The following is a 12490-nucleotide window of genomic DNA, read 5'->3' as shown; positions in this document are numbered from 1 at the left end:
GGCAGTTTTACTCCCCCTGGTTACTGTGAGATACCCCAGTGAATGCGATTGCCTTGTTCCCACCGCCGCCCTCCCTGGAAGGCCCCTTCGATGCCACCAAGTGCCCGGTGCGCGATGTGCTCGATCAGATCGGCGACAAGTGGACCTTGCTGATCCTGTTGACGCTGATCCCCGGCCCATCCCGCTTCAGTGCCATCCAGCGCGCCGTGCCGGACATCTCCAAGCGGATGCTGACCCAGACCCTGCGCAACCTCGAGCGCAACGGCATGATCACCCGCAAGGTCTACGCCACCAAGCCGCCCAGCGTGGAATACGCATTGTCCAAGCTCGGCGTCGCCCTGCTCGGCCCGGTCTCGCAACTGCTCAACTGGGCCGGCGAAAACCATGCCGGCATCCGTGCCGCCCGCGAACGCTTCGATCGTGCCCAGCAGCCGCATGTCGCGCTGGATGCCGAAGAGGCCATGGCACAGGCGTAAGGGCGACAGTTGCCGCTGCGCTGACGGCCGTACGACGTTTGCGGCGTGGCTGCCGGCTGCCGCAGACTGTCTGGTGGACGGATGCGCCCCGCGCTGCCAGCGCTCAGCTCCGGTGGCGTATGGCAGGGCGAGGGCAGCCGCCTGGTGGCATCTGCGGGAGCAACGGCGCATCAGGGATGACCGGCGCGCAGAGCGACGGCGCTTCCCGCATACAGCAGCGTTTCAAATGGATGCAGGCACCTGCGATTGTGTGAACGCGTGCTCACAAAATCCCGCGTCAGCTAAACGCCCGATCGCCTCTAGATTGGTGCGCCGGACGGCAAACCCTTGCAGCGCAATGGCCACGCATCCGGCTATCGCAACCATCGCAAACTTCAATCGCAAGCTGGCTCAAGCGCAAACTGCCGCGTCCGATAAGGGCTCACCTTATCTCGCCGAGCCCATCTTCCATGCCCATCTTCGGCAGCCTGTCCTCCGCGTCGCGACGCACCCTGGGCGCTGCCCTGCTCGCGCTGTGGTGCGGTTGGATTGCCGTGGCCTGGACAACCCCGCGCGCGCAGGCCGGTGATCTGGGCGGTGCCTGGGCGCAGGTCCAGGCCAGCCTGCCAGTCTCGCAGCCGTCGCCGATGTTGATCGGCGTGGTGGGCGCCTGCGCCTGTACCGATCTCGCATCGGATCGCGCCTGGGTGGTGCTCAGCGACGCGGTGCGCGCCCGCGGCGGCCAGGTGCGGCTGCTCGACCGCCCGGCACTGCATGGCAGCGGCTACGCGGTGTGGCTGCTCGGTGCCGATGGTCAACCGCGCTATGCCGGCCCCGCGGACGGTGGTGCGGTCTGCGGGACTGCCGGCGCGGCGGCATGGTCGCGCTGGTTGCCCGATGTATTGAGCCGCGCGGCAAGTGCTGCGGTGGCGTCCCCTTGTCCGTGTGCCGTGGAGTCGTTGTCATGATGGAACTGTCCGCATCGGCGCCGCCGACCTCCAACTACGCCACGCGTCTGGCCATCAAGGCCGACCGGTTGTTCCTGTGGCTGGCGGTGCTGCAGAGCGCAGGCTCGCTGGCATTGGCCTGGAGCCAGGGCCAATGGACCACCTTTCTGGCGGTCACGCTGCCCAGCCTGATGCTGATGGCCTGGCAAGTGCATGCAAACCCCGGCACGCGCCTGACGCGCATCACCAACGCGCTGGTGCTGATGGCCCTGGTTGCTGCCACCATCCAGCAGGCGCATGGCCTGGTGGAAATGCACTTCGGCGTGTTCGTGATCCTGGCGTTGTTGCTGTATTACCGCGACTGGTTACCGGTGGTGGTGGCTGCCGGCGCCATCGCCGTACACCATCTTGCGTTCTATTGGCTGCAAGCGCGCGGGATGCCGGTGCAGGCCTTCACTGCCGGCAGCGGCTTCGGCATCGTGCTGTTGCATGCCGGCTACGTGATCGTGGAAACCGCCTTCGTCTGCGTGATGTCCATTCAACTGCGGCGCCAGGTCGATGCGTTGGATCACGAGGCCGACGCATTGGCGGAACTGGCCGACACGTTGGCGACCGGTGCGACCTTGCCGCCGGCCATCATGCAGCAGACCTTCCGCAGCGGATCGCTGGCGCAAGCGCTGGTGCGCATGAGCGTGCAGGTGGAAGAGCGCATCGCCCAGCAACAACGTCTCTTGCTGGAAAACCGCCGCATCCGTCTGGCACTTGATGCCTCGGCGATGGCCGTGGCCATCGTCGACGGGCAGGGCACCGCCATCTATCGCAACCAATCGTTCCAGCACCTGAGCACGCACGTCGACACCGATGTGCTGGAGACCGCGCTGGCCGATGCGGTGCAGTTGGGGCATGCCACCGGCACCAGCAGGACGCGCGCACTGGCCGCACTGCAGCTGCAGGAAAACATCACGCCTGTGCACGATCACGACGGCAGCTCGCTGGGCGTGGTGGTGGAGTGGCAGGACCGTACTCAGGATCTGGTGCTGGAAGAGCAGCTGGCGACGGTCATCGCACAGGCAACGCGCGGCGAATTGGGGGCGCGCCTGCACGGGCATGCCAATGGCGGCACGCTCGGCCAGCTGGCCGAAGGCGTCAACCGCTTTCTTGCCATCACCGACGATAGCCTGCAAGACATGCGCCAGATGCTGGCTGCGATGTCGCGCGGCGATCTGTCGCAACGCATCGATCGTCAGTGCGAAGGCGTGTTCGAGCAGATGAAGCGCGATGCCAACGCCACCGCCGATGAGCTGGCGCGCATCATTGCGCAGATCCGCAGCTCTAGTACCGCCATCAACCAGGCCGCAGGCCACATCCTCACCCGCAACGATGCACTGGAGCAGCAGGTACAGCGCCAGTCGGCAACCCTGGGCCGCACCGCGGCCCAGATGCAGACGGTGCTCGCCACCATGCAGCAACATACCGCGCAGGCAGCGGATGCGGACAAGCTCACCGCCGCTGCATCGGAGGCTGCGCGCAGCGGCGGCGACACCATGCAGCAGGCGATGGGCACCATGCAGCAGATGGAGCACGCATCGCGCCGCATCCAGGACATCATCTCGGTGATCGACGGTCTTGCGTTCCAGACCAATATCCTGGCCTTGAACGCCGCCGTGGAAGCCGCACGCGCCGGCGACGAAGGCCGTGGTTTTGCCGTGGTGGCCAGCGAAGTGCGCGCGCTGGCGCTACGCTCGTCCACCGCCGCCAGCCAGATCAAGACGCTGATCGGCGAGTCGGTCACGCACATGCAGGCAGGCGTGCAGCAAGTGCGCCATGCTGGCGACGGCATGCAGCACATCGTGGCCACCATCGGACAGGTCAGCAGCACGCTCAGCAAGATCGCCGTCGCCTCGCAACAGGAGGCCAGCAGCATCGCGCATGTGCATCACACCCTCACCGAGGTGGACACCGACATGCGCGACGGCCTCACTCGGATGCAGGGCGCCAGCGCTGCCGCACGCGCGATGAGCGACCACGCCGCGCAGCTGGAAGATGCGGTGAGTACGTTTGTGGCCGATGAACGCGATGCCGGCGCTGACGCAGTGCAGCGGCTGCGTGTGGCCTGATCAAGGTTGGCACCTCTTCGGCGCGTGACCGCGCCACGGGCGATCTTGCCGGATCGTGGGAGCTGACGTGGGGTATTCACAGCCGATTGTGCAGCCACTGCCTTGGGTTGGCTGGGTGACAGAAACGGTCCAGTGGCAATGGTCGGTGCTGCATCAGGCTGTGACGCAAGGCGGATGCGACCGCGCAGACATGGTGCCGACGTTTGCCGATTACTTGCGCAGCTCCCGGAGCTTGCCAGTAAACCAGGACTGGCTCGATACCGGCGCAGCGGTGCCGCAACGAACCTGATACGGCTTGCCCGACATGCTGCTCTTGGTGGCGGCAAGCTCGATGAACGACTCGGTGGAGGTCACCAGCCCCTTCTTCTGCAGGTAGTCGTACTTGCGTTGCAAGTGTTCGCTGGCTTTGGGCGCCGCGTACCAGGACCCATTGCGGGAGAATTCGCAGTTGGATTGCGCAAGGACCTTGAAAAGCTGGCCGACCTCACGCGTTGTGGCCGGCGAAACCCCTTGGGCAGATGCAGAGGCAGACGCACCGAGCATGAGGACAGCGAGCATGGGTAGGGCAAGAAAAGCGTTAGCGTTCATCGACCGGATGGTAGCGCATGACATCCGCTTTCCCGAAGTCTCCGGATCGATCGCTGCGCACGCGTACTCCGTGAGGTACTTCACCGCGGCATCAGGCGGTGTCAACGTCGGCCGCGGCGACAAACCACAGTCGGCCGCACGGCACGGCACGTATCACGCCATGCAGGCGTCAGATGGCACCACGCCGTCGCGCCAAGACAATGCCGAGCACGACGCCAAATGAGAGACCGATGGCGATGCCTTGAGGCAGGTTGCCCATCGCTGCGCCAAGAGCCGATCCCACGCCAGCACCGAGGGCAATGCTGGTACCGACCAACCTGGAATAGAGCTTGGTATTTGCTGGCTTCAACATGAGCATTCCTTCGTTGATGGTTGAACCGATCCATCTGGCGATAGCGCGTCACTGCGCAGGCGGTCGCTGACGCGCACCACGGTTTTGATTGTAATGTCTTGGGCTTGCGTTGCAACACCAGGCCTGCGTGTCGTGTCAGCGGTAGCGTGACACCACCACAGCAAAAAGGCCGATGTTTCAGCGGGCGAGGCATCGCTGGACGCCTGCTCAAGCGGGCTCAGCACCGTTAGGAAAGCGTTCCTCAGCGACCAAGGCCAGACCAGCGGCAACGTAACAATGGAGTCATCAGGAAGGGGGCTTAGACATCCGCCGGAGCGTACCGCAACAGCATCGCACCGTCGAAGTAGTTCCCGTAGTACTCGCTCGGCCGCAGCCCGGGGTTCGCTTCAAAATCGATGTAAGCCCTGGAACAATGCGGGCAGCGAAAGGGATTGATGTAGGCGTAGCGGGACCCATCCGGTGCCAACGGCAGTGCATCTTCCAGCGCAGCAAGCGCTTCGGTATCAGGCTCGGACAGCGCTACAGGACTGCCGGGCAGATGGCTATCGACCGTGATGGTGTAACTGCCGGACGCCGAGTAGAAGTATCCCGCGTTGCTGAAACCCGCGTGATAGGAGCGAATCAGGAACGAACGCTTGCAGTAGTCGCACTCGCAGGAAAGCACCACGTTGCCACCGGTGACCAATCCGCTGAAGTGCAGACCTCTTGCAAAAAGCCCCTTGCCTGCAAGTGCGGAACTGCTGACGCTGGCGCCCGGGAGAAAGAACGGCTGAAACCTGATCCCGGATGCCCGGCCGTTGGCAAACGCGTCTGGATCGAGCTGCTCGCTCTGCGAAACGACGCAGTCCGCCTGGCACCCGAGGTTGGGGTGTACGCGAACCGAGAAGTGGAACCACCCGGTCGCAGCACCAAGTTCATGCCGATGCACCTCTCCCGCCGAGTCGGCAAACTCCAGGACGCTATCGGCCTTCAACCAAGCAGAAGGCTTGATCTCGCACGGGACATCGCCCTGGGTAACGCGACACAACTCCTGTCCATTTGCTCGAACGATCAGTAACGGAGCGGCTTTCTTCTTGAAGATGGAGAACATGCTTTCCTTGACGGCCATGCTGGCACGACAGATTGGAGCGCTGGGCGCGAGCGTGGCAGAGCAGGAACGCCTGCAGTGTCAAACCCTTCAGCCGACGTTGTGCCGGAGAGCGGCGGCGGTGTGAGAGGCCAATGTGCAAGACCTACCCGTGTGGTGATGCCGTTGCTTTTTTGATCAAAACGGTACCGGCGATATGGTCGTGCCAGCCCTGCTTCTTCGGGTCCAAGCCAACCCAAAGATATCCGATGAAAAGGCCGATCATGCTGAGGAAGTACGCCAGGTAGCGCAGCACCGCCTTACCCACAGTGATTCTTTGCCCGGTACCGGCATCAACGATGACCGCTCCAATCGCCATCTTCCCTGGGGTCTGGCCTGTTGCGACCCATAACCAGATGCACAGGACCGCCGGGAGAATCCAGCTGATCGCCAGATCTGCCGGCCCGTGGATGAACTTGTCGCTCATCCAGTACGACCGTCCATAGACGAGTGTGAGCAGCGGAAAGGTGATCAAGCACACGATGACGGTATCGATGAGCGATGCGCCCAGACGAGGCCAGAATCCAACGTAGTCCATACCCGAACGCTCCATACTCTTCCTTGTTTCAACGTTGATGTCTGCACCAAGCATGGGATCGGCTTCGCCAACGCTTGGCCCAGGCAGGTGCGCGCCAACGTACATCATCGCGCGATCAGAATACAAATTCCGAGAAGGAGAAAGCTGCGATGGCCATTGCCTGCAACAGCATCCCTGGAAGGATCCCTTTTCCGATGGATCCCGATCGTAAGGACTGAAGGTTCTGCACAAATAAGGTTGCACCGCCAAAGATGACTCCGCAGGAGATCGCGGTTCTTGCAGCGGATGGGCCTGACCCACTGCTTAGAAAGAGGATGACGCCAACCGTGATCAATAACGCGCCGAGTCGATGCTCAACGATGTAGCCAGAACTTGCTTGGCGCACTGCCCACTTCTTCAACAAGACATCCGGTTTTGCGATCCAGGTAATCCCGATAAGCGTCGACAGAATCGATGAAATCAATGCAGTGATCTCAAACACGTGTGCGAAGTTCCGATTGTGCAAACAATGTCGTTGCGTCTCAAGCTTGGGGTGAGCGGCTAGCGGAAAGGGTCTGGCTTGAATGAATGCTCAGGTTGCCGTCTGCGCCCGGTGATATGCCACCAGAGCGTTGGCATGACCATGACCGATCTGGTGCTCCTGCTTGAGATGCGCCACCTGTTCCATGTGCTTCATGTGGTGCACAGCGTCCAGCACCTTGAACCAGTGCGCCACCGGCTTGCCGTAGGTCTTCTCGATTGAAGGGAAGTAGGACGCCGGACCCTTGGTCTTCTCATCACTTGTCATGTTGCAAGTCTCCACTGATGAACATAGGTTACCTAACCTACCAACTGAGCCGGCCCGCGAAGCGACCCTGGCTTGGACGAATTGCTGAGCCTCGCCGGCGAGCGCCATCGACTGAGTCAGCAGCCAGCCATCAAAGCCGTAGTTCGATTCCACTTGAATGGGTTGTCAGGCCTTTACCCACATCGCCACTCCAGCAGTTTTCGGCCGCGAGGTCAGCACGGCTCCTTGTATCAGTGAGTCCCGGTTGTCGGTCAGCCATCTGCACAAGGTGTTTGGCGACTAAGCAGGTATCGACGCCCTGCCACAGCAGGGGGCAGACGTAATCGAAGTAGCCGTCGTACTCATCGCGAGCTTGAGGAGTACCTGCCACCCCAACGGGATCCCGGATGTAGTGCAGCACCTCACTAACAGCCTGACGCAACGCTTCGTGTTCTCGTCCAGGTTGATCGGTCATGGCCGCCTGAAGCATGAATTAAGCCAAGCAGTGGAGCTGCTTGGCTTGAATGAAGTGTTAGACCACATGCTGGTATCTCGCAGCTGCAGTCCCAATGATTGCCGCCAGCACAAGCATGACAATCCATCCGGATCTTTGATGAAATGGCACCGGATTGCAGCCAATCTGCGCTTCTGCGGCCGAAGTGTTAACTATCCAGCCGTGGGAGCAAACCGGACAAATGAGCTGGTACTGCTTCGAGATAACCCATCCGAAGAGATGGTAGAAGTGTCCGTATGTGTACTTGAGACGTAACCCAAAATTCTGACTCTGCTCGCACCTTTGGCAGTGCTCATGCTCTACCAGGTCGAAGGTCAGCACTCGCTCGCCCCATCCCCAAAGAATCATTTGTCTCTCTCGAATTTTTCCTGATGTCTACAATGGAATTAAGTCAAGCCGCGAAGCGCGTTCGACTGAACAGCTAACCGGGCTCCGCCAACCACCAGAGCGCGAACCCCAGAACGACAGCAACTGCCCAGAACAGTATGCCGATCACAGCGGCGGTGTCCGCAGTCAGTTGGCGCGGATGCCCGGCACCCTGAGCTCGTAGCCGCTTCTTACCGCGCTTGGGAGGTGAGAGCGGCTCAACCTCGTAGTAACCGAAGGAAAGTGCAGGAATAAGGAGCCACCCGGTAGCGTAGCCGAAAGTGTAAAAAATGAGCTCGAACAAAAATCGAACAAACATCTCCGCCGCAAATTCAAGAGGCATACGTTTGGCTAATACCTGAGTCAAGCTACGCCGCGAAGCGGCGTTGCCTGAGCAAATAATTGTGCGACCGTGCAGCAAGCCGTTGATGCATGGCCTTTGATCGACTGCGCGACCATCGTTAAAGCAAGCATGCCACAAGCGAAGTCATCTAGCATGCCGATGGACGCTGACTGTATCGCCACCGAAGCAACGAACAGTACCGGTTGTGGGCAAGGCCCTGCATGCGAAGTGGCAACCAACAAATCTCAGCTGCCTATTCGTGGCCAGCGAGCTGATACGTTTCAGGAAAGCGCTGCCTGAATTTCGGTAGCTCGGTGTACTCAATCAGGCCAATGGCTTGCTGTCGCGACCGCGCTGTCTGACCCCTAAGTGTCTGGGAAAATGCCTTGTCTCCCCAGTGCTCCAACAGGGATCGCAAGGAGCAGGCGTGAGCCTCAGCTCCTGCGCCCATGATGGTTGAGCGATCCAGGTAACCAAGAAAGCTGGCCAGTCCCCGTTTTGTCTGGAAAGCAGCCGTGATCCCTTGGCGGTAGTCATAGTGGTCAAACGTCTTGGCTTGCGGACACAAGTCTGCGCAAGCGTCCGCCTTTTCAGCGATGATCTCCTGAGTCCATGCACGGCAGGAGCTGCTAGATGAAGCAGCTTGAGCGACGGCGGGTGATAACGCCAGAACAATGGCGATGATGCCTTTCATGATAGCTAGCACCTGAACTGAGCGAACCTGGGAGGCGCGTTTGACTTGAATGAATTGTCGCTAGTTCAACTAAACAAGATGGATCTTGTCTTCTGATAGTTTGTAGAAGCCCCATGGAAGAGCCAAGTAGCGCGTCCGAAAGTAGCTGACGTGCAGGTCCCGTGGAACAGCATAAGATGTCACCACCAGAAACGGAAAACGGACCTCCGAGTACACTGATACCTCGCCGATTGGAATAGGCCCATGGAGATCGAAGCCGGAAATCCTATGCGTGAAAACATAGGCACGCATTTGCTGCTCGATATGCGGCTGAGCGGCCTTGGCCGAAATGTATCCGCTAATGATCACCAATAGGAGTATTACGAAAACCATCAAGCTGTTTTTCTCAAAACGCGACATCCTGTCTCCTGAGTGCTAGCGCCCGAATAAAGTCGCGGCACGAAGCGGCTTCGAATCGAATGAATTGTTACAGCCCGGCAAGCCAGTGCTACAACTCTGGGAACACTATCAGGAACGCGCCTTGCCAATCGTCCCCCGGCCCGTACCCGTTGGAGTCAAGCTGAACGACGGGGTTGCCGAGTGCGACTAAGCGGTGCCGGCTTGAATGCATTGTTTGGCGCAACTCGGCGAACCAATCCTACGTTTCGCCTCTACTAAGCATCGCACCCTAGCGACACGACCAAGATGCGATGGGCAAACGTCTTGGCGTCCTCCGTCCTCCTCGGTGTCCAGTTCAATAACCTCGTACATATCGTTGGATAGCAACTCCTTCCACGACAGATCCTGGTCCGCGAGCGCACGGGCGAGCTCTTCCTTGAGGTCGCGAAAAGCAGGCGAAGAGCGGATGCTCCGTGCGTACAGGCCGCATGAGACAGCTAAGCAGAGGCCATCCTTAGCGTTGAAAATCGTGCGCAGAGCAATTTCGATAAAGGGGTAGCCCATTTCGCGCCTAACGTCTGAATTAAGCCGAATTGCGAAGCAACTTCGGCCTGAATGAATTGTTAGGCGCTACCAGGCAACGGCTCCGCCGAGCCGATGCACTTGGTGACGCCGCCCAAATCTATGAGAACGCTACCTGAGAAGTGACTGTCGAGCTTTAGCTCGATGTGAGGAAGATCGGCTTGCAACACAATTAGGTCTATGCCGCTTGGTGATGCCATAACTTGAAAACGATGCTCCCCAGCTACTTTCAGCTCAGAGACTACGATGCCCATGTGGCTTTCGATACATGCGCTGTTGGAGGGCGAAAGCATAAAGACACAACTACCACCCGCTCCTAAGTCATCCGGCGCGAGAAGTAACACTCCGACCCGTTCGCTATGCTCAGACAAGAGTAGGATCACCTTGGGGATATCCATGATTTCTCCTGTAGCGCCTAACGTTTGAATTAAACCGAGTTGCGACGCAAAGTCGGTTTGAATGAGTTGTTAGGCAGTGAGTGGCCACAAAGGTTGGATGGTGCAACCATGCTCCCCAGCACCGCCGCCTGGAACGAGTGTGCCACAGTGTGCGGTTGGATCTTGTCCAGCGACGCTGTGGTATGGAGTGCCACCGAAGCCCAGTGCAACGAGCGCAGCGCGGCAACAGCGTAAGAGTGCGAAGTACGGGTAACTTACCGCAACCCGCAACGGTGATGACTGCCGCCCAGAGCCGACGGCATGCCCACCTGCGAACTTACCAACGCGGCAGCCACCAACGCACTTGCTACACCACCGCCTAATGCTGGAGTTAAGCGGCGCCGGTGGCATCCGCCATGAATGAGCTCTTAGGCGTCTATCACTGACTTGTCCACAGAAAAAGATCTCTCTACAGAAGCAGCTTCAGTAGGCGATAGTAAACGCCACTCTGAGGCATCAATACCATAGGTTTTTTGTGCTTGGCTCATGGCTTGACCTATTGGTTCGTGATATAGATGATCGCCATCGCTTTTAAGCATTTCGGAGTCTTTGTACCGAATCTCAAGGATGTACGTCTGTTGCTTGTTATCGATTAGTTGAAAAAGTACTAGCCCGCTGAGATGAGGGAAGTTCTTTGATGTGACCGGTGCGAAGTAGTGTTCCATGATACCTAACGCCTGAACTAAGCGGCCTGCGCGGCCGGGTTGTTGGATCGAGCGAGTAGCTTACTGCGCACAGGTCCGATTGAGCGTATAGCTAGGTTTCGGGCCGACATACCAGATGAGGGCGAGGGCAGAATTGCTTATGCACTGTGGCCAGACTTGGACACCAAGAGCTGATCAGCGACGAAGCCGGCGCCACATGCGTCGCAGAACAACCCATCGATGAACTGGGACAGCGGCTCGGCACGTAGCTCTTCCGGTACAACTTCGTCTACCGCCAGTTGATCAGGGCGCCTATAGCCTGCTGGTTCCTCGCCGCGAAACTTCTTGCTCGGGCTCTCTTTCCCAATGAGAAGGGTCTTGGGTCGAACATCCTCTAAGCGACCACACTTGGGGCAAGGCTCGAGGTTGCGATGAAGGTCCATGAGAAGCCTAACGCTTGAATTAAGCCGAGCTGCGAAGCAAATTCGGCTTGAGTGAATTGTTAGGCAGTGAATGGCTGCAACGGTTGGATGGTGCAACCCTGCTACCCAGTACTGCCGCTTGAGCCGAGTGTGCCACAGTTTGCGGGATGGAGCCTGCCAGCGATGCCCCGGCGCGTGATGCCACCGAAGTCAAATGCAATGAGCATTGCGCGGCAGAGACGGACAAGGGCGAAGCACCCAACTTACCGCAACCCGCGATGGTGGTGACTGCCGCCCGGAGCCGAGTGCATGCACGCCTGCGAGCTCACGGAAGAGCCAACCACCAAAGCAATTGCTCCACCACTGCCTAACGCCTGAATTAAGCCCAGTTGCGAAGCAACTTCGGCTTGAATGAACTGTTAGGGTGCATGTCGAGATGCATTCAGCAGCACTCGGGCGCGCTCAGCCAGCTTGACACGATCCCCGAGATAGATTGAAGGAGCGCGGGTGATAGCAATCGTTGTCGCCGCCTGCATCGGTGAGAGCTGGCTAAGCGGCTTGCCGAACTCACGGCGGGCAAAGTTACTCAGCCCGCGGTCCGTGCCGTTGTAAGAAAGCACAGAGTAAAGACCGTACATCTGCGACTTGTCGAGGTGCATAGGCAGCAGCACTTGCCAAAGGACGTTGCGCACCTGCCACTGACCTTGGGTCAGGCCCGAGTAGACACGGGAAGTGACCAGCCGGGTCGCGTGCGGCGTAGGCGACCCGGCATTTGCATCAATCAGCTCGCGGATGATCTGGGGTGGGGAGCGGTCTTCGGGGTTGGCTTGGGCGAGCACAGTTTGAATCCGAGCCAGATGCGGCCGGACAGCCATCGTGTCGTAGGCAAACAGTGCAACGACTGGAACTCCAACCAAAAGCGCCGTTGCTTTGGCGACGTTGCCGATGATCTTGCTCATGCACCCAACACCTGAGTTAAGCCGACCCGCGAAGCGGGTTCGGCTTGAATGACTTGTTAGGCCGCGGACTGGCGCGTAGCCAGCCAGCCAAGTACTGAGCTCACAAGCCCGCCCCAAACCACTCCGATTGGAAACTGCACGCCGATGAGGTCTGCAGCGCCAGCACCGATGCCCGAGCCCGCTAGAGAAAACCATGCTAATTTGCGCTTGCCCGCTAGACAAGCGGTCTCCGCTACACGCTTTTTGCGAATCTGCTCCTTAG

17 protein-coding genes are annotated in these 12490 nt (G+C 59.5%); 3 read left to right on the top strand and 14 right to left on the bottom strand.

Translation table 11 applies throughout. The annotated features are described in order from the left end of the window. Positions 1-38 precede the first annotated feature (38 nt). The 3 genes from FHY19_RS21340 to FHY19_RS21330 all read left to right on the top strand — a co-directional run bounded on the left by FHY19_RS21340 (position 39) and on the right by FHY19_RS21330 (position 3519). The gene (locus FHY19_RS21340) at positions 39-476 is read left to right on the top strand and encodes a helix-turn-helix domain-containing protein (protein WP_259159341.1); all 438 of its coding nucleotides are present in this window, start codon (positions 39-41) and stop codon (positions 474-476) included. 449 nt (positions 477-925) lie between these two features. After that, complete coding sequence (locus FHY19_RS21335; protein WP_259159339.1) at positions 926-1423, top strand: hypothetical protein; 498 nt, start codon at positions 926-928, stop codon at positions 1421-1423. After that, the gene (locus FHY19_RS21330; RefSeq protein ID WP_259168444.1) at positions 1420-3519 is read left to right on the top strand and encodes a methyl-accepting chemotaxis protein; all 2100 of its coding nucleotides are present in this window, start codon (positions 1420-1422) and stop codon (positions 3517-3519) included. The genes FHY19_RS21335 and FHY19_RS21330 overlap by 4 nt, the downstream gene beginning before the upstream one ends. A 210-nt stretch (positions 3520-3729) precedes the next feature. Here FHY19_RS21330 and FHY19_RS21325 read toward each other — a convergent pair whose 3' ends face one another. The 14 genes from FHY19_RS21325 to FHY19_RS21260 all read right to left on the bottom strand — a co-directional run. Further along, positions 3730-4107 carry a DUF5329 domain-containing protein gene (locus FHY19_RS21325; protein ID WP_259159336.1) on the bottom strand — a complete coding sequence of 126 codons (378 nt, stop codon included), beginning with the start codon at positions 4105-4107 and terminating at the stop codon, positions 3730-3732. A 169-nt stretch (positions 4108-4276) separates the two neighbouring features. Beyond that, positions 4277-4459, bottom strand: a complete 183-nt coding sequence (locus FHY19_RS21320) for a hypothetical protein (protein ID WP_259168442.1) — start codon at positions 4457-4459, stop codon at positions 4277-4279. 298 nt (positions 4460-4757) lie between these two features. Beyond that, a complete protein-coding gene (locus tag FHY19_RS21315) occupies positions 4758-5567 on the bottom strand; it encodes a hypothetical protein (protein WP_259168440.1) in 810 nt (269 codons plus the stop codon). 124 nt (positions 5568-5691) lie between these two features. Further along, positions 5692-6231 (bottom strand): RDD family protein, encoded by a 540-nt coding sequence (locus FHY19_RS21310; RefSeq protein WP_259168438.1) that lies wholly within the window; start codon positions 6229-6231, stop codon positions 5692-5694. Between the two features lie 7 nt (positions 6232-6238). After that, positions 6239-6604, bottom strand: a complete 366-nt coding sequence (locus FHY19_RS21305) for a hypothetical protein (protein ID WP_259168435.1) — start codon at positions 6602-6604, stop codon at positions 6239-6241. Positions 6605-6694: 90 nt separating this feature from the next. Next, positions 6695-6910, bottom strand: a complete 216-nt coding sequence (locus FHY19_RS21300) for a DUF4287 domain-containing protein (protein WP_259168434.1) — start codon at positions 6908-6910, stop codon at positions 6695-6697. A gap of 130 nt (positions 6911-7040) precedes the next feature. Then, entirely contained in the window at positions 7041-7364 is a 324-nt protein-coding gene (locus FHY19_RS21295) for a hypothetical protein (protein ID WP_259168433.1), read from the bottom strand. 460 nt (positions 7365-7824) lie between these two features. Then, positions 7825-8112 carry a hypothetical protein gene (locus tag FHY19_RS21290; protein WP_259168431.1) on the bottom strand — a complete coding sequence of 96 codons (288 nt, stop codon included), beginning with the start codon at positions 8110-8112 and terminating at the stop codon, positions 7825-7827. A gap of 253 nt (positions 8113-8365) precedes the next feature. After that, complete coding sequence (locus FHY19_RS21285; RefSeq protein ID WP_259168429.1) at positions 8366-8806, bottom strand: hypothetical protein; 441 nt, start codon at positions 8804-8806, stop codon at positions 8366-8368. 69 nt (positions 8807-8875) lie between these two features. Then, a complete protein-coding gene (locus FHY19_RS21280; protein WP_259168426.1) occupies positions 8876-9205 on the bottom strand; it encodes a hypothetical protein in 330 nt (109 codons plus the stop codon). 602 nt (positions 9206-9807) lie between these two features. Then, a complete protein-coding gene (locus FHY19_RS21275) occupies positions 9808-10164 on the bottom strand; it encodes a hypothetical protein (protein ID WP_259168423.1) in 357 nt (118 codons plus the stop codon). 407 nt (positions 10165-10571) lie between these two features. Further along, complete coding sequence (locus FHY19_RS21270; protein ID WP_259168421.1) at positions 10572-10868, bottom strand: hypothetical protein; 297 nt, start codon at positions 10866-10868, stop codon at positions 10572-10574. An 820-nt stretch (positions 10869-11688) separates the two neighbouring features. After that, positions 11689-12228: a transglycosylase domain-containing protein gene (locus FHY19_RS21265; protein ID WP_259168419.1), complete on the bottom strand. Its 540-nt coding sequence runs from the start codon at positions 12226-12228 to the stop codon at positions 11689-11691. 56 nt (positions 12229-12284) lie between these two features. Then, positions 12285-12490: hypothetical protein (locus FHY19_RS21260; RefSeq protein WP_259168417.1), on the bottom strand; the 206-nt coding region annotated here is incomplete at its 5' end.

The organism is Xanthomonas sp. 4461 (genome assembly GCF_024806475.1).
Classification (GTDB): domain Bacteria; phylum Pseudomonadota; class Gammaproteobacteria; order Xanthomonadales; family Xanthomonadaceae; genus Xanthomonas; species Xanthomonas arboricola_F.
The sequence above is the reverse complement of the archived record's forward strand: the minus strand, read 5'-3'. Positions and strand labels throughout refer to the sequence as shown.